Here is a 16,510-nt window from a genome sequence, read left to right as displayed (position 1 = left end):
AGTGAGCCGCTGTAAGAGCGGAACCAATACCAGCCATCACCCAAATAACGGATATGTACCCAGCCCCCCAAACCATAAAAACCCACCCGAAACATTGCGCTCACCTGAGCGAACCACAACATTGACCCTAGATACGCCGCAACATCAACGCCGCCACCGCACACGCGGCCAACGCCACACACGCCAGAAAGAACGCATCACTGTAGGCCATCAAAAACGCCTGATGGCGCACACTCTGGTCCAGCAGGTCCAACACCACCTGATGCTCCGGCAACTGCTCCTGCAGCGCCCCGCCCCCAGGCAAGCGCTGTTGCAGCACCGGGTCAAACAGCGTCACCGACTCACCGATCCGCGCCGAATGCACCCGCTCGCGCACCACCACCAATTGCGCCAGCAGCGCCGTACCGACCGCGCCCCCCAGGTTGCGCAGCATCGAGAACACCGCCGACGCCGACCCCGCCTGCGCCTTGGCCAGCCCATGCACGGCGAGCACCGACAACGCGACCATGATCAACGGCTGACCAATCCCGCGCACCACGATCGAGGGCACGATCACATTGCCGGCGCTGTCCGCCGACAGGTGCGCGCCCATCCAGCAGCCCAAGGCCATGATCGCAAACCCCGAGGCCACCAGCATTTTTGCACTGACCCACTTCATCAAGCGCGGCAGAAACGGCGCCATGATCAATTGCACCAGCCCATACGCAATCAAGCTCACGCCAATTTCGCTGGCGTTGTAGTGCTGCAATTGCGACAGGTAATTGGGCACCAGAAACACCAACCCGTAGGTGCTCGCGCCAAAGATAAACATCGCCACGCTGGCCACGCCAAAGTTGTAGTGCCCCAACAGCCGCAGGTTGATAAAGGCATGCTTGCCCCACAACTGACGGGCCACGAAGCCGATCAATCCCACCACCGCCAACAGCGTCATCCACACGATAAAGGGCGAGCCGAACCAGTCCTTGCGCCCGCCCTCCTCCAGCACGATCTGCAACGCGCCCAGGCCCAGCACCATGCAGCCGATGCCCAGCCAATCGCCCTGGCGCAACAGGCCGAGTTTCATCGGCTGGCGGTCGATGGACCAGGCCACCGCCGCCAGCAACGCAATCCCCGGGAACAGTTGCAGGTAGAAGATCCAGCGCCAGGAATACGCGTCGGTCAGCCAGCCACCAATCGACGGCCCGGCGGCCTGGGCCACACTGTTGGCCAGGCTGAACAAGGCCATGCCCAGCGGGATCTTGCTGGCCGGCAGCTCAGTGATGATCAGCTGGAATGACAAGGGAATCAGCACAGCCCCGGCCGCGCCCTGCACCACCCGGATCAGAATCATCACTTGCAGGTTGGGCGACAGCGAACACGCCACCGACGCCACCAGGAATATCCCCGAGCCCCACAGCATCACCCGGCGCAGGGAAAACACCTGCACCAGCCACGCGGTGAGGGGAATCATGATGATTTCCGCCACGAGGTAAGCAGTGGAAATCCACGAGCCTTCCTCAAAAGTCGCGCCCAGTGCGCCTTCGATTTCCGGCAGCGCGGCGCTGGTGACGTGCACGTTCATCCCGGCCATGAAGCAGCCGAACAGCCCGCCGATCACCGCTACCCAGGCGCGAAACGGCACACGCCCTTCAGCCTCCATGAACGTGCTCCTGGCTCACGGCGGGACGGGTGTTGACCGTGGCGATGACCGACATGCCCGGCAGAACCCGCGATTCGCCGGGCTCCAGGCGGATCTTCACCGGAAACCGCTGGACGATCTTGGTGAAGTTGCCGGTGGCGTTGTCCGGCGGCAACAGCGCGAACACGGCACCGGAGCCGGGGGCGATGCTTTCCACTTGGCCGTGCCAATGCGCACCGGCAAAACTGTCCACCGCGATCTCCACCGACTGCCCGGGCGCCATGTGCTGCAACTGGGTTTCCTTGTAGTTGGCAATCACATAGGCCTGTTCCACCGGCACCACCGCCAGCAGTGGCAGGCCGGGCATCACATACTGCTGGCGACGAACCTTGCGCTGGCCCACCACGCCGTCGAAAGGCGCGCGAATCTCGGTGTCCTTCAACGCATTACCGGCCAGGGCGAGATTGGCCTGGGCCTCGCCGATGCGCGCCTGATGCTCGACAATTTGCGCCTGCGCCTGTTGCCGGCGCGCCTGCAACACCTGCAACTGCGCTTGCTGGCGCGCGACCTGGGCGCTGGCTTGTACCAAGGCCGCCTGAGCCTTGGCCTGGCTGGCGCTGACGGTTTCCAGGTGCTGGGCGCTGGCCACCTGTTGGGCGACCAACTCGCGATATCGCTGGTAATCGAGCCTCGCGCGCCGGGCCTCGGCCTCGCCGCTGCTCAACGCAGCCTTTGCCTGGGCAATGCGTTGCTGCTGCTCGCCCATTTGCGCGTCGAGGGTTTGCAGCGAGGCCTGTTGCGCCGTCGCTGCCGCCTGCGCCTGTTGCAGTTGTGCCTGGGCGCTGTTCAGGCGCTCGGTGAAATCCCGGTCGTCGATACGCACCAGTACGTCGCCGGCCTTGACCGGCTGGTTGTCTTCCACCAGTACCTGGGCCACATACCCGGCGATCCGTGGGCTGATGGCGACCCAATCAGCGCGTACATAGGCATCATCGGTTTCTTCCAGAAAACGCCCCCATTGCCACCAATACCCGGCAAAGGCTGCCAGCCCCAGCAACGTAGCGAGAGAAGCCGTGGTCACCAGGGCGCGACGATGGCGTTGCATAACGGTCAGGCGAATCGGTTCAACAGCCTGGTTCATGGTGTGGCTCCATTGACAGCGACAGATAAGGGGTCGGTTGTATCATCACGCTGCCAACCGCCACCGAGGGCCTGGAACAGGTCGATCTGGCGATTGATCAGGCGCAGGTCGGACTCGGCCACGCGGGCCTCAAGACCCACCAGGCTGCGCTCGCTGTCCAGCAGTTGCAGGGCGTCCAGCGCGCCGGCGTGGTAGGCCCGGGAGGCCAGGTCGAAGGCGCGGCGGTTGTTGTCCAGCGCGGCAGCCAGGGCCTCGCGCCGCTGTTGTTCGCCCTGGTACAAGGCCATGGCCTGCTCGACCTGCTTCAACGCGTTGAGCACCGTGCCGTCGAACCGCGCCAGGGCCTGGCGCGCTTCGGCCTGGCTCTGCTTGACCCGCGCCTGGGCGATCTGCCGATTGGGAAAGCGCCAGGACACCAGCGGCCCGACGGAATACACCGTCGCGTAGCGGTCACCGAGTTTGCCCAGGCTGCTGGCGGATGAACCGAGCATCGCGCCAAAGGTAATTCGCGGGTAAAGCTCGGCCCGGGACAGGCCCACCGTCGAGGTCGCCGAGCGCAGTTGCCCCTCGGCACGGCGGATATCCGGCCGCCGTTGCACCAGCGCCCACCCCTCGCCCACCGGCAACGCCGCCTGCAATTGCGGGCTGTGGGTACAGTTGCGTGGTGTGACCTGCTCGGGCGGCAACCCGCTGAGCACGGCCAACTCATACAACGCGCTGCTGCGCCGAGCCGTGAACATCGGCAAGGGCGCGCGGGTTTCTTCCAGCAGGCCTTGCAGGCGAGTCAGGTCCAGGTCCGTCGCCGCACCTGCCTTTTGCAGCTTTTGCGTAACCGCAACACTCTGCTCCAGCAACTGCACCGAGTGGGCCTGCACCTGCTCCTGCAATCCATAAACACAGGCCTGGGCATAAGCGCGGGCCGTCTGCGCGGCCACCGTCACCCGCAACTCGTCTTCCAGCGCTCGCGCCACTTGGGCATCGGCCCGTGCCGCGGCAATGCGATAACGCACCTCGCCCCACAGGTCGAGGGTGTAGCTCAGGGAAAACTCAGGCGTGTGGCTCCATTCGGCACCGGCATGACCGTTGGTGGCCTGGGCCAGAGTCTGGTCATCCCGGCTGCGACCGTAGGCCAGGCCATAATCCAGAGAGGTAGACGGAAGGCGCTCACCGTCGACCTGTTCGAGCCGCGCCAGCAATGCGTCGACATGGGCGGCAGCGGCTTCAAGGTCTTTGTTCTGGCGCAAGGCCCCCGCCACCAGGGCGTCCAGCTGCGGGTCGCGGTACAGCTGCCACCAGCGGGCGGGCAATGGCTCGGCCGACTCGAAGGATAGCCGCGGCGAGGGCTGCGCCGTGACGGTCGACGGCTGGCCGGACACGCCACTGCACCCGGCCAGCACACTCAACAGGGCGATGGGCATCCATGGATGAAAAGAAGGGCTGTGCATCGCAAGGCTCGCTCAAGAAGGAGCCTTGCAGACTAGGCAGATGGCCTGTCCGATTCGCCCGCGTGAGGGCCATGTATCGTCGCTAAACGGACAACAGCGTTACATGACGCAACACAGCGTACGGGCGGAGCGGCCTACCTCTTAGCAGTACTCTTTGCTGACGACCCCAGAGCGCGGATCCTTCACAAAAACAATTCCCCCGCGACAGGAATCGACGGAGGGGGCATTCTTCTCGGTAACCCCTGTGGCGTAGGGAATTGGGGCATCCGTGTAAATCCCGGGACGGAAAACGGCGCTAAGCAATGTCCAACCCGAACTCTGTGCAAACTTTTCAAAATTAGCGTGATTGGATAGTTTTGATATTGCTACGCTGCTCGGCACGGCCCCGACCGCTATCGAAGCACACACCATGCACATGATCATTTTCCTGATGTTCATTGCCCAATCCTCCTTATTCTTTTGCTCAAGGTAATGTGGTCGTGACGCTGATCACAGTTTGCGCAGCGTCCAGCACCATACCCGCCATATAGCTGCCATTTTCAGAGATGACAGCCACTTGGCTGTTGCTCCCTCCGCCTATAGTGGGCACACAAACGCTTCCAGCCGACGGTGCCCACGTGCAACCCGTGATGTATTGACTGGGAGTGACAGCGTTCAACGTGACCCGGCTTCCACCGGCTATTGCCCCTGCGTCTCCCCATACACTTCCAGTGGGTAGCGGGATGAACTGAACAATCGGCAACGGCAAGGTCGACGGCTGCCAGGCAATGTACTGTCTACGCCCCTCGATTGTCGTTTGAACAACCAGAGCCAACCCAGCCTGATTAATGCCGACGGCGGTGTTCCTTGACCCCGTTGATAGCGTCAGCACCAAAGGCGCCGCTGTGTTGCTGCTCCAATAGGCACTTTTAGCGACGTTGGTCGCCGAGTTGGGATAAATACACGTACCGATGAACTGCGATGCGTTATTCGTTTGGGAAACAGTGCAGTAACTGGCCCCCGTTGGCAGCGCCAGCGAGGTCACGCTGAAAGCCGCCCCGGTCTTTTCAGCGACTTTCGCAGTAGAATTCCCGGCACTATTGGGACAGTTGAGCGCGATCATGAGATTGCCTGATGCCGGCAGATTTACATCGACGGCGGCACAGCCGTCTCCCCAATCCGATACACGCTGCGGCGCACCTGTACCTGCTGGGTAAAACACCACAGTGCCTTGGCGGCTCGCGTTAAAACTTGACCCGACAACATCGCCTTGGCCGTTGATAGCAGTGCCTGTGGTGTCAACGTCCTTGGGGCGAAGCAGGGGAATCAGAAGTGTGGCAGGCAAAGAATCCAGCTTGAGCGGTGTGGTGGTTGGAGACACCGAGCCCCACACGACTGCAAAGGAGGCATTGTTGGCATCCGAGCAATCCCCCACTGCTTGCCCCGAATGCGCAAGCCCCCATACCGAGCAAGGCTGCCCACTGACCAGCGTCGCCAAGGGTGATTGAGCACCGTGGGCAGCGCCATCTCCGACCCAAGGTACATTATTGGCGGTGGTGCTGGCGGGCGTACAGTTGCCGACGGTCATACCACTGTTATTGATACTCGCCGGCGTGCACTGGGCACCTGCCGACGATGAAAACGCAACCCATGTCGCGGCCTGGGCGCCCCCCAAACCCACAATCGAGAGACCGCCGACCAGTAAAAATCCATGTAGATGATTCATCTTCGATCCTTCCCTGAAAATAACTTTTATGACTCATCCTGCTTGCCGCTGCGTTTACTAATGCCGCACAAACGAGATATTTACTACTGTCATTTCTAACAGGTACTAAACGAGTTAAACCGTGATTTTCTGGCCCCTCTTTCCCGATTAACCACTCTGGATCGGCCCCTCCGGCATCCCGCTGATTGCTCTGCACTAGCCCAAGGAACTCAAAAAAGCGACTAACGGCAACCAGCGCATTGGTTATCAAACCGGCCGAAAATGACTCGGCGGGTAGCCCAACGACTTGCGAAACATCGCGCTGAACGCACTCGGGCTCTGATAACCATGCTCCAGCGCCACCTCTAAAATCGACACGCCCTGGGCCAGCAGTTTCAAGCTCAGGGCCAACCGCGCGCGCTTGCGCCATTCACCGAAGCTCATGCCCAACTCGCGCTGGAACACCCGGCTCAGGGTACGGGCGCTCATGTTCAGGCTGTCGGCCCAGGATTCCAGGCTGCTGTCGTCAGAGGGGTTGCGGATGAAATGCGTGCACAGCCTGGCTAGCCGTACTTCGCCGGGCACCGGCACGTGCATCGCCACCACCGGCGCGGCGAGCAGTTCCATGCGGATCAACTCGATCATGGCCTGCAGACGCGGGCTGTGGTGCCCGGCAATCTGCGTGGCGGCGACGATCAGCTCCCGCAGCAACGCCGACACTTCGATCACCTGGCAGGTGCGCCCCAGCCCCGGCTCGGCCTCGGGCATCAGGAACAGCGTGCGCATATGCACTTCGCCGGCCATGCGGATCTCGTGCGGGGTTCCGGCCGGCACCCACAGCGCATGCCCGGACGGCACCAGCCAACTGCCCTGGGCGGTGCTGACCACCATCACCCCGGACACGCCATGGATCAGCTGCGCCTGGGCATGGCAATGGGGGTGCACCACGTCGTCGTTGCGGTAGTTGTCGGCATAGGCTTCAAGCCAGGGGCGGGGTGGGCGGTTCATCGGCTCAGGTCTCGCATCAATCAGGCGTTGATTCTAGCGAAAAGCCCTGTGGCAAAAACGATAGATATAGACAGCCATCGTCGCATTCCAGACAGCCGGTGAACTTGTGGCCCACGCCGTCAGTCAGCTAATTGGGCACTCTGAAAAAGGTTGGGTGGGCGATGCGCATTTCGTTGGAGCAACAAGTGGCGCTGGTAACCGGCGCGAGTTCCGGGATCGGCGCGGGGGCCGCCAAGGCCCTGGCGGAGGCTGGAGCTGCCGTGGTGCTGAACTACAACGCCCAGGCGGCGCCGGCTGAAGCACTGGCGGCGCAGATCAATGCCAACGGCGGTCAGGCGATTGCAATTGGCGCCGATGTGTCGAAAGAGGCGGATGTCGAGCGCCTGTTTGCCCAAACCCTTGAGGCGTTTGGGCACTTGGACATTCTGGTGGCCAACTCGGGCATGCAAAAAGACGCCGCTGCCGTCGACATGACCCTCGACGACTGGAACGCCGTGATCGGCGTTAACCTCACCGGCCAGTTCCTCTGCGCCCGCGCCGCCTTGCGCATCTTCAATCGCCAGGGCATCCGCGAAGGCGTTTCCCGGGCCGCCGGGAAGATTATCCATATGAGTTCGGTGCACCAGGTGATTCCTTGGGCCGGACACGTGAACTACGCCGCGTCCAAGGGCGGAGTGGAAATGCTGATGCGCACCCTGGCCCAGGAAGTCAGCCAGCAGCGCATCCGCATCAACGGCGTTGCGCCGGGGGCGATTCGCACGGCCATCAACCGCGCCGCCACCGAAGGCGCGGCCGAGGTGGAGCTACTCAAGTTGATTCCCTACGGCCGCGTGGGTGACGTCGAAGATGTCGCCAATGCGGTGGTGTGGCTGGCCAGTGATGCCTCCGACTACGTGGTGGGCAGCACCTTGTTTATTGACGGCGGCATGAGCCTTTATCCGGAGTTTCGTGGCAATGGTTGATCTGAAAAACGAACCACAAAGTGCCATCGATGCCCACGGCATCATTGGCGACATGCGCAGCGCGGCGCTGGTAAATGACAAGGGCAGCATCGATTTTTTCTGCTGGCCGGAGTTCGACAGCCCGTCCATCTTTTGCTCGTTGCTGGACTCCCCCGCCGCCGGGATCTTCCAGCTCACCCCGGACTTGCCCGAGGCCCGCCGCGAACAGATTTACCTGCCGGACACCAACGTGCTGCAAACCCGCTGGTTGAGCAATGAGGCGGTGGTGGAAATTACCGACTTCTTGACCGTCAGTGAAGAAGTCGACGACCTGCCGATCCTGATTCGCCGGGTGCGGGTGGTCAGCGGCAAGGCGAGCATCCATATGCGCTGCGCAGTGCGTCATGACTACGCCCGCGCCCAGACCCGGGCCACTCAAGATGACGGCGACGTGTTGTTTGAAGCCGCAGACCAACCCGGCCTGCGCCTGACCAGCAGCCACGCCCTGCAGCTGGATGGCGACGCTGCCGTAGCATCCTTTGAACTGGGCCAGGAAGAAGGCGCCGAATTTGTCCTCGGCGGGCTGGAAGATCCCCGAGTCAAAAACGACTGCACCGACCTGTGCCTGGATCGCACCCTGAAATTCTGGCGCGGCTGGATTTCCCAATCCAACTACCGTGGGCGCTGGCGCGAGATGGTCAATCGTTCGGCCCTGGCCTTGAAGCTTTTGACCTCGCGCAAACACGGTGCAATCCTCGCCGCCGCCACCTTCGGCCTGCCGGAAACCCCCGGCGGCGAGCGCAACTGGGACTACCGCTACACCTGGATCCGCGACGCCTCGTTTACCGTCTACGCGTTTATGCGCCTGGGGTTTATCGAGGAAGCCAACGGCTACATGCGCTGGTTGAAAGGCCGCGTGGGTGACTGCTGCGATCAGCCGATGAAGATCAACATTCTGTACGGCATCGACGGCCGCCAGGAACTGCCGGAAACCGAGCTGAGCCACCTCAGCGGCCACGGCGGTGCGCAACCGGTGCGCATCGGCAACGAGGCCTACGACCAGGTGCAACTGGACATCTACGGTGAGCTGATGGACGCCGTATACCTGGTCAACAAATACGGCGAAGCCATCTCCCACGAGGGCTGGAAACACACGGTGGAAGTGGCCGACCAGGTCTGCGAAACCTGGAACCACAAAGACGTCGGCATCTGGGAAATGCGCGGCGAGCAGCATCACTTCCTGCATTCGCGGCTGATGTGCTGGGTGGCCCTGGACCGGGCGATTCGCCTGGCGTCCAAGCGCTCGCTGCCGGCGCCGTTTGCCCGCTGGGACCAGACCCGCCAGGCGATTTACGCGGATATCTGGAGCAACTTCTGGAACGAAGAACGCGGGCACTTTGTGCAGCATATCGGCAGCACGGCTCTGGACGGCTCAATGCTGTTGATGCCGCTGGTGCGCTTCGTTGCGGCGACGGACCCGCGCTGGTTATCGACACTGGAAGCGATCCAGAAAAGCCTGGTGCGCGACGGGATGGTTTATCGCTACCGCAACGACGACAGCCAGATTGACGGCTTGCAAGGCACCGAAGGCGCGTTTGCGGCGTGCTCGTTCTGGTACGTGGAATGCCTGGCCCGGGCCGGGCAAGTGGAGAAGGCGCATCTGGAGTTTGAACAGTTACTGCGCTACGCGAACCCGCTGGGGTTGTATGCCGAAGAGTTTGATAACCAGGCACGGCATTTGGGCAATACGCCGCAGGCGTTGAGCCATTTGGCGCTGATCAGCGCAGCGACGTTTCTGGACCGGAAGTTGAGTGGGGTGAAGACGGTTTGGCAGCCTTGAACCCGAGCACAATCTGAAGGCAAATGAGTAAACCTGTAGGAGCTGGCTTGCCTGCGAAAGCGGTGTCTCAGTCATTGATGTATGAGCTGATCCACCGCCATCGCAGGCAAGCCAGCTCCCACATAGAGCGCGCCAGACTTGGAGACGAGGTGTACCCGGTGCACAATGCGTGGTCCTTCGATCCCTGCCAGGATTCCAATGCACCAGGTTCTGCTGATCATCGACGTACAACCCTCCTTCGCCCCGCCCGATTGGCTGGTGGGCGGCATCAACGCCCTGCTGGGCCGCATGCCCTCAGTGGCCACCGTAGAGCGCCACGACGAAAGCATCACCCCGTTCGCCCGCCAACTGGGCTGGCAGCCGGCGCCCGACGACAACAGCCTGATCGCTGCCGACCATGTCTTCATCAAACACGGCTACGCCCCCACGCCCGAGACCATCAGCCACCTGAAAAGCCTCGCGCCGGACAGGGTGCTGGTGTGTGGCATCCAGACTGATACCTGTGTGCTGGCGGCCGGGTTTGCGTTGTTTGACGCTGGCTTGCAGCCAACGCTGATCAGCGATTTGACTGTAGGTTCGTCACTGGATCGGTCAGGGAAACTGGGCGCGGATTTGTGGCGGCATCATTTCAAACACGTCATCACCCACGCAGAGATTTAAGTCAGCCCCTCACTGTGGCGAGGGAGCTTGCTCCCGCTGGGTCGCGAAGCGGCCCCAAAAAGCTCAACGCCATCTAACTCAAAGAACACAGTCAACAAAACCTGGGGCTGCTGCGCAGCCCAACGGGAGCAAGCTCCCTCGCCACAGGTCATTTGGCAAACATCACAACATGTGTGTATATCGGTTTCACCATCAACGCGAAACCTTCGGCCCATGCTGAGCTGGACCGAGACCTGGCAAGGCACTGACTTAAGGAGCAAGGACGCATGACCGATCTTCATCAGGAATTCGAACGCAGTCACCTCTTCCACAAGGCGCGTATAGATCGGCGCTCTGCCGACGCATTACTCGGCGTCACTGCCGGCCTGGTCGCCGACGGAAACATCAATCAGATGGAAGCAGAGTTTCTTAAGACCTGGATAGAAACCCATCTGCTCCAGTTGGAAGATCCGGTGGTAAACATTCTTTATCAGCGCCTTGCCAGCATGTTGAGTGACGGTGTTCTCGATGCGGAAGAGTCCGCAGAACTGTTGGAAATGCTGCATCAGTTTTCCGGTATCTCGGTGGGGTCACCTCAACGCCCCTCCTCTGTCAGCAGCCTGCCGCTGAACAATCCGGCTCCGACACTGGAGTGGCAGGACCGGACTTTTTTGTTTACCGGTGTCATGGCGTACGGGCCTCGCAAAGAATGTGAGTTACTTGTCGTCGAACGCGGCGGCCTTATCGGCAACTCGGTGAGCAAGAAGGTTCATTTTCTCGTGGTCGGGAGCGTTGGTAATGAACAATGGCTCCATAGCTCATATGGAACAAAGATCAAAAAAGCCGTCGAGTTAAGAAATAGCGGTATTCCGATCGCTATCATCAGTGAAACCCATTGGCAGCAGGTGTTGTTCGGTTGATGCCCATTATCTCCATCCTGATTCACGTCTCCGACTGGCGTGCCGCCACGGAGTGGTACGCCGCGGCCTTCCCTACCGCCACGCGCATCTACCATGAGCCCGACGATTTCGGTCACTTGGACGTGGACGGCGTTGCCCTCGAAATCGTGAATGCAGACAACAAGGTCGCCAGCGGCGCGGCCGGGTCGGTGGTGTATTGGCGGGTGACGGATCTGCTTCACGAGGTACAGCGGGTGGTAACGTTAGGCGCCACGTTGTATCGCGGCCCGATGAAAATCGAAGGCGGCGAGTGGATGTGCCAGGTGCGCGACCCGTGGGGCAACTGCATCGGCTTGCGCCAGGCCGGTCTAGACAAGTAAAACAACTGCAGCCTTTCTGACGATGCTCAGTAACCCGCTTGGTCTACAGTTCCCACACTTCCCCTCCACCCTCGGAGCCTCCATGCCCACCCTTCACATCCGCACGCCCATGCTCGATATTGCCTACGAAGCCCATGGCCCGGAAGGCGGTGAGGTGGTGATTCTGCTGCACGGTTTCCCTTATGACCCTCGCGGCTACGACGAGATCGCTCCGGTAATCGCCGAGCGTGGCTGCCGGGTTTTGGTGCCGTACCTGCGGGGTTATGGCCCGACACGTTTTATCAACGATCAGGTGATGCGCTCCGGCCAACAAGCGGCGCTGGCCAAGGATTTGCTGGATTTCATGGATGCCCTGTCCATCGAAAAAGCCACGCTGGTGGGCTATGACTGGGGCGGACGCGCGGCGTGTATCGTTGCGGCGCTATGGCCTGAACGGGTGCAGGGCCTGGTGACGGGCGATGGCTACAACATCCAGGATATTGCTGCGTCGACCAAGCCTCGGGCGCCGGAAACAGAGCATCGGCTGTGGTATCAGTTTTACCTTCACACCCAACGCGGCGTGGACGGGTTGACCGCCAACCGGCGTGAGTTCTGCCAGTTGCTGTGGGCGCTCTGGTCGCCGTCGTGGGCCGAGGGACCAAGCCTGTATGGCAAGACGGCACCTTCGTTTGATAACCCGGATTTTGTCGAGGTGGTGGTCCACTCTTACCGTCATCGCTTCATGTACGCGCCGGGTGATCCGGCGCTGGAAAGCATCGAGCAGGCGCTGGTGCAGCCACCACCGATTTCGGTGCCGAGCATCTCGTTGTGCGGCGCCGATGACGGCGTAGGCCCGGCCCCGGTTGAAGATGACGACCTGGAAAATTTCAGCGGATTTTATCGGCGCGAGGTGTTGGCCGGCGTGGGCCACAACATTCCCCAGGAAGCGCCCCAGGCGACCCTCAAGGCGATCTTCGAATTGCTGGACCTCAACCCCCAGCAGAGATTCTGAAGCTGAACACGCTGCCCTGCCCCAGCACGCTTTCAGCCCACAAAGTGCCGCCGTGGGCCTCGATGATGCCGTGGGAAATATACAACCCCAGCCCACTGCCGGTGGGGTTGCCCTCGCGGGAGGTCCAGTAGCGATCGAAGATATACGGCAGTTGCGCCGGCTGGATGCCGATGCCGTTGTCACACACCCGAAACAACACCTCGTCCCCCGCCGCCTCGGCAATCACCTCGATCACGCCGCCCACCGGCGTGAACTTCAGGGCGTTGCCCAGCAGGTTGGAAAACACCTGGAACAAACGCTCCGGGTCGGCCTGCACACACAGCCCCGCAGCAGATCGCCAGGTCAGGTCCACACCCTTGGCGGCTGCCAGTGGCTGCCACATTGAGCAGATTTGTTCCTGGGTCGCCGCCACATCGAGCTGTTGCAGTGACACGCTGTAGCGCCCGGCCTCGATGCGCGAGATATCGATCAAGTCTTCCAACAGCGTGTTCATGCGGGAAGTAGCGTTTTGCATGGTTTCAATCGCGGAGGAGAGGCGCCGGTTAGCCTTGCTGTCATCGGCGGGCACCATGCTGCGCATCATGCCGCATTGCATCAGCAGGATCGTCAGCGGGCTGCGCAGGTCATGGGAGACCACCGCCACCAGTTCATCACGCGCCTGTACAGCTTTATGTTCGCGCTGAACCTGGCGTGCGAGGTCGTGTTCCAGGGCATTGCGCCGCAGGCTCTCCACCGCTTGCAACTCCGAGAGCGACCAATACAGCGCCTTGCCGTCGACCTGCTGCTTCCACAGTTCAAACGACAGGCGCGGGCTCAAGGTCGTGGCGCCCGGTTCCCGATGTTTGACCGGCTGGCCGCTCCACTCCACCGTGGACTTGACCTCCGGACGAAACCACATCACCGCGTTGTCCACCGGCTTGGGCAGACAAAATGCCAACAGGCCGCTGGCGTGGGCCTGATAAGCCGCCGCCGGCAGGAAATCCACAGACAATTGATGGCTGTGCACCACGCCTTTGCCCTGCCCGCGTACCCATTGGTACAACCCGTGGATCTCAACACGTGTGGGGCAAACACCGAAGACATGCAGGCGCTCCTCCACCAGTATCGCCAGGCCACCGGCGGCGGTCAGGTCCAGCAGCGTTTGCGCATACGGCAACAGGCTTTCCATCACATCGCACTGGTCCGCAGTCATGGCGGCGACCAACGCTTCGATCATCGCCGCGTTCTCTTGCTGCTGGCGCCGCTCCTGCTGCTCCTGGAGCAAGGTGATCTGCATCGACAACAGCTGGCCGATGCTGGTACAGGCCGTGCGCAGTTCATGGGGCACGCGCAACGGCTCACGATGACCACAGGTGATCAGGCCCCAGAGCTGGTCGTCCTTGAGCAGCGAAATGCTCATGGAGGAACGCACACCCATGTTCTTCAGATAGTGGCAGTGCACCGGCGACACGCTGCGCAATACGGCGAAGCTGAGGTCCAGGGGCTGGCCGTTGTCGGGGCGCAGGGCCGGCAGGATAGGCACCGGCTGGTACTCGGCGTCGGGAATCGCGCGGATCCAGTTCAGCCGGTACAACTCGCGAGCCTGGGGCGGGATGTCCGAGGCGGGAAAACACAGGCCCAGGTACGGCTGCATGCCTTCGCTTAGCGCCTCGCCGATGACCTTGCCGTGGCCTTCCTGCTCGAAGCGGTACAAGGTGACCCGGTCATAGCCGGTGAGGCTGCGAATCTCGGTGACGCAGGTCTGGTACAAACCCTCGAGCGTCTTGGTCGACTGCAAGCGACGCAGCGTGCGGGCGAGTTGTCCGACGGCGCGGTGCTCAAGGGTCATCGCCCGCTCCAGCTCGAGGAACAGCAGGCCCTGATGACGATGCAGAAGGATGTCGTAGGCATAGCCATCAAGCGTCAGTTGGTGCATCTCATCTTCATCGGCGTCCAGGTCCGCCAGGGCACGGCTCACCTGCGCCGCCGCCTCGCTGCCAAGCACATTGGCCAGCGCCTGGCCCGACGCGCTTTCCGCACCCAGGCCCAAGGCGACGGCGAGGTTGCTGCTGGCTTGCAGTACCTCAAGCGCCGGCTCGCTCAGCGTCAACAACAACCCGTGAGGCTGGATCGAGCCCGGAATATGGATGGGTTCGCTGGCGCAATCGTCGATCAGCGTATCGACCGTGCTCATCGCAATACCCCACAGTGGGCAAGCCACTGCTCGAAACACAGGAAGGTCGACTCGGCGACCTTCACCGCCTCCAAACGGTCGACCGGGGTTTGCAACGGGTAAAGACAATCAAGGAAGCGCTGCCACAGAGCGCTGGTTTGCGCTCCGTACACATTCATGAACGCGCCGCCATTGGTGGAGCCCACGCCAATCTTGATCTCGATCAGGTCCCGCAACACTTGGCCGCCGAGGGTTGCGCCTTCCAGCACGTAGAGGGCGCCCAAGGCCTGGGCCACGTTGGTGATGGCGGGCAGTTCAGGGCATATCGGCAAGGCGTCGATCTGCGGGTTTTCCAGGCCCAGCGCCCGCAAATCAGCCTGCAAGTACGGGGTTTTGCTGCGCCGCCCCCATTCCAGGTCAGGGATGATTTCACCCCACGGCGCCAGGGCTCGCTCCAGCGGTTGATAGAAACCGTAGTAGGCGCCCATCAGCTCGCGATAAAGCGCCAGGTCCATGCGGGAAAACGGCAGCCGGGTATCGAGGCGTCGATGCAGCGCAGCGGTCGCCGCGCGTAATTCGACAAGGACAGGAGGTAGTGAATTCATGGGTGTGCGTACGCCGGAAGGGTCGAAACCGCGACGTAGAGGCCTAGGATCAAGACACTGCGCAATGGACTATGAGTAACATAGCACCTTGGTACAAAACCGTACCCATTCGTTCAAACAGGCTCAACTTCAACCGGGTGAGGAAAAACGTTCGCGATACGCCTGGGGCGTGATCGACACCGCCCGCAGGAAGCTGCGGCGCATGGTTTCTTCGCAGCCAAAGCCGCAGTGCACGGCAATACGTTTGATCGACGCGCTGCTGTCGGCCAGTTGCCGGCGGGCGGTCTCCACGCGGATCAACTCGACCGCCCGCGCGGGCGTCTGGCCGGTTTCGGCGCGGTAGTGGCGCACGAAACTGCGCTCGCTCATGCCCGCCTGGGCGGCCAGTGTGGCGATGTTCAAATCGAGGGTCAGGTGTTCGGCGATCCAGGCGTGCAACTCTGCAAAACGGCTGCCGCCCTTTTGCAGGGACAAGGTCACGCTGAACTGCGATTGCCCACCGGGGCGCTTGAGAAATACCACCAGGTGCCGCGCCACTTCCAGGGCCACGGCGCGGCCCAGGTCCTCTTCCACCAGCGCCAGGCACAAATCGATGCCAGCAGTCACGCCGGCGGAGGTCCACAGGTTGCCCTGCTGGATAAAAATCGGGTTGGCCTCCACGGTCAGTTCCGGGTGTTTGAGCGCGAGTTCTTCGCAGCGGGTCCAGTGGGTCACCACGCGGCGGCCGTCGAGCAAACCACTGGCGGCCAGCAGAAAGGCGCCGGTGCACACTGAGGTCATGCGCCTTGACTGGGTGGCTTTTTGGCGAACCCAGTCCACCAACGCCGGGTCTTCGGCGGCGCCGTATACGCCCCAGCCACCGGCGATCACCAGGGTGTCGCACGGCGCGTCGGCGGCCGGCAGCGGCTCGGCCACCAGCGCCAGGCCCGCCGAGGTCATCACCGGCTCGGCCTGCGCGGCGATCACACTGACCGCATAGGGCAACGGCAAGCCTTGCTGGCGCGCCAGGTCATTGGCCGAGGCAAACACTTGCAAGGGCCCGGTGACGTCGAGCACCTGCACATTGGGGAACGCGAGCACGTTGATGATTCTGGGCATGATTGGCGTGATTCGTGGGCTCAATGGCGTATGCGCCAAAGCCTAGGTGACTAGAGTGAAGCCGTCCAT

Annotated in this window: 14 protein-coding genes; 6 read left to right on the top strand and 8 right to left on the bottom strand. The window is 61.9% G+C overall.

Going from position 1 to position 16,510, the window contains the following annotated elements:
- Positions 1–127: 127 nt before the first annotated feature.
- The 5 genes from HBJ59_RS30975 to HBJ59_RS30955 all read right to left on the bottom strand — a co-directional run bounded on the left by HBJ59_RS30975 (position 128) and on the right by HBJ59_RS30955 (position 6,896).
- Complete coding sequence (locus HBJ59_RS30975; RefSeq protein WP_167665750.1) at positions 128–1,639, bottom strand: MDR family MFS transporter; 1,512 nt, start codon at positions 1,637–1,639, stop codon at positions 128–130.
- The gene (locus tag HBJ59_RS30970; protein WP_167665749.1) at positions 1,629–2,759 is read right to left on the bottom strand and encodes an HlyD family secretion protein; all 1,131 of its coding nucleotides are present in this window, start codon (positions 2,757–2,759) and stop codon (positions 1,629–1,631) included. The genes HBJ59_RS30975 and HBJ59_RS30970 overlap by 11 nt, the downstream gene beginning before the upstream one ends.
- The gene (locus HBJ59_RS30965) at positions 2,756–4,204 is read right to left on the bottom strand and encodes an efflux transporter outer membrane subunit (protein WP_167665748.1); all 1,449 of its coding nucleotides are present in this window, start codon (positions 4,202–4,204) and stop codon (positions 2,756–2,758) included. Before HBJ59_RS30965 ends, HBJ59_RS30970 begins: the two co-directional genes overlap by 4 nt.
- 463 nt (positions 4,205–4,667) lie before the next feature.
- On the bottom strand, positions 4,668–5,909 hold the full coding sequence (locus tag HBJ59_RS30960) for a hypothetical protein (RefSeq protein WP_076014299.1): 1,242 nt from the start codon (positions 5,907–5,909) through the stop codon (positions 4,668–4,670).
- A gap of 246 nt (positions 5,910–6,155) precedes the next feature.
- Positions 6,156–6,896, bottom strand: a complete 741-nt coding sequence (locus HBJ59_RS30955) for a helix-turn-helix domain-containing protein (protein WP_076014300.1) — start codon at positions 6,894–6,896, stop codon at positions 6,156–6,158.
- Between the two features lie 161 nt (positions 6,897–7,057).
- Between HBJ59_RS30955 and HBJ59_RS30950 the strand changes: the two genes are divergently transcribed.
- The 6 genes from HBJ59_RS30950 to HBJ59_RS30925 all read left to right on the top strand — a co-directional run bounded on the left by HBJ59_RS30950 (position 7,058) and on the right by HBJ59_RS30925 (position 12,586).
- The gene (locus HBJ59_RS30950; RefSeq protein ID WP_167665747.1) at positions 7,058–7,858 is read left to right on the top strand and encodes an SDR family oxidoreductase; all 801 of its coding nucleotides are present in this window, start codon (positions 7,058–7,060) and stop codon (positions 7,856–7,858) included.
- Positions 7,851–9,677, top strand: coding sequence for a glycoside hydrolase family 15 protein (locus HBJ59_RS30945; RefSeq protein ID WP_167665746.1), 1,827 nt, complete (start codon positions 7,851–7,853; stop codon positions 9,675–9,677). The genes HBJ59_RS30950 and HBJ59_RS30945 overlap by 8 nt, the downstream gene beginning before the upstream one ends.
- Before the next feature lie 198 nt (positions 9,678–9,875).
- Positions 9,876–10,337 carry a cysteine hydrolase family protein gene (locus HBJ59_RS30940; protein ID WP_076014302.1) on the top strand — a complete coding sequence of 154 codons (462 nt, stop codon included), beginning with the start codon at positions 9,876–9,878 and terminating at the stop codon, positions 10,335–10,337.
- Positions 10,338–10,603: 266 nt separating this feature from the next.
- A complete protein-coding gene (locus tag HBJ59_RS30935) occupies positions 10,604–11,236 on the top strand; it encodes a BRCT domain-containing protein (protein ID WP_167665745.1) in 633 nt (210 codons plus the stop codon).
- Complete coding sequence (locus HBJ59_RS30930; RefSeq protein ID WP_167665744.1) at positions 11,236–11,595, top strand: VOC family protein; 360 nt, start codon at positions 11,236–11,238, stop codon at positions 11,593–11,595. The genes HBJ59_RS30935 and HBJ59_RS30930 overlap by 1 nt, the downstream gene beginning before the upstream one ends.
- An 82-nt stretch (positions 11,596–11,677) precedes the next feature.
- Entirely contained in the window at positions 11,678–12,586 is a 909-nt protein-coding gene (locus tag HBJ59_RS30925; protein WP_167665743.1) for an alpha/beta fold hydrolase, read from the top strand.
- Here HBJ59_RS30925 and HBJ59_RS30920 read toward each other — a convergent pair.
- The 3 genes from HBJ59_RS30920 to HBJ59_RS30910 all read right to left on the bottom strand — a co-directional run bounded on the left by HBJ59_RS30920 (position 12,564) and on the right by HBJ59_RS30910 (position 16,441).
- Positions 12,564–14,759: an ATP-binding protein gene (locus tag HBJ59_RS30920; RefSeq protein ID WP_167665742.1), complete on the bottom strand. Its 2,196-nt coding sequence runs from the start codon at positions 14,757–14,759 to the stop codon at positions 12,564–12,566. The two genes, HBJ59_RS30925 and HBJ59_RS30920, sit on opposite strands and share 23 nt — an antisense overlap.
- Positions 14,756–15,343, bottom strand: a complete 588-nt coding sequence (locus HBJ59_RS30915) for a biliverdin-producing heme oxygenase (protein WP_076014305.1) — start codon at positions 15,341–15,343, stop codon at positions 14,756–14,758. The genes HBJ59_RS30920 and HBJ59_RS30915 overlap by 4 nt, the downstream gene beginning before the upstream one ends.
- A 129-nt stretch (positions 15,344–15,472) precedes the next feature.
- On the bottom strand, positions 15,473–16,441 hold the full coding sequence (locus HBJ59_RS30910; protein ID WP_076014306.1) for a GlxA family transcriptional regulator: 969 nt from the start codon (positions 16,439–16,441) through the stop codon (positions 15,473–15,475).
- Positions 16,442–16,510: the final 69 nt, after the last annotated feature.

Source organism: Pseudomonas sp. AN3A02, assembly GCF_011765255.1.
In the GTDB taxonomy this organism is placed as follows: domain Bacteria; phylum Pseudomonadota; class Gammaproteobacteria; order Pseudomonadales; family Pseudomonadaceae; genus Aquipseudomonas.
The sequence above is the reverse complement of the archived record's forward strand: the minus strand, read 5'-3'. Positions and strand labels throughout refer to the sequence as shown.

Bases quoted from the DNA above. Each gene is read 5' to 3' on its own strand.
- HBJ59_RS30920 (WP_167665742.1), bottom strand. From the start codon at position 14,759: ATGAGCACGGTCGATACGCTGATCGACGATTGCGCCAGCGAACCCATC.
- HBJ59_RS30925 (WP_167665743.1), top strand. From the start codon at position 11,678: ATGCCCACCCTTCACATCCGCACGCCCATGCTCGATATTGCCTACGAA.
- HBJ59_RS30960 (WP_076014299.1), bottom strand. From the start codon at position 5,909: ATGAATCATCTACATGGATTTTTACTGGTCGGCGGTCTCTCGATTGTG.
- HBJ59_RS30910 (WP_076014306.1), bottom strand. From the start codon at position 16,441: ATGCCCAGAATCATCAACGTGCTCGCGTTCCCCAATGTGCAGGTGCTC.
- HBJ59_RS30930 (WP_167665744.1), top strand. From the start codon at position 11,236: ATGCCCATTATCTCCATCCTGATTCACGTCTCCGACTGGCGTGCCGCC.
- HBJ59_RS30935 (WP_167665745.1), top strand. From the start codon at position 10,604: ATGACCGATCTTCATCAGGAATTCGAACGCAGTCACCTCTTCCACAAG.
- HBJ59_RS30915 (WP_076014305.1), bottom strand. From the start codon at position 15,343: ATGAATTCACTACCTCCTGTCCTTGTCGAATTACGCGCGGCGACCGCT.
- HBJ59_RS30955 (WP_076014300.1), bottom strand. From the start codon at position 6,896: ATGAACCGCCCACCCCGCCCCTGGCTTGAAGCCTATGCCGACAACTAC.
- HBJ59_RS30940 (WP_076014302.1), top strand. From the start codon at position 9,876: ATGCACCAGGTTCTGCTGATCATCGACGTACAACCCTCCTTCGCCCCG.
- HBJ59_RS30950 (WP_167665747.1), top strand. From the start codon at position 7,058: ATGCGCATTTCGTTGGAGCAACAAGTGGCGCTGGTAACCGGCGCGAGT.
- HBJ59_RS30965 (WP_167665748.1), bottom strand. From the start codon at position 4,204: ATGCACAGCCCTTCTTTTCATCCATGGATGCCCATCGCCCTGTTGAGT.
- HBJ59_RS30945 (WP_167665746.1), top strand. From the start codon at position 7,851: ATGGTTGATCTGAAAAACGAACCACAAAGTGCCATCGATGCCCACGGC.
- HBJ59_RS30975 (WP_167665750.1), bottom strand. From the start codon at position 1,639: ATGGAGGCTGAAGGGCGTGTGCCGTTTCGCGCCTGGGTAGCGGTGATC.
- HBJ59_RS30970 (WP_167665749.1), bottom strand. From the start codon at position 2,759: ATGAACCAGGCTGTTGAACCGATTCGCCTGACCGTTATGCAACGCCAT.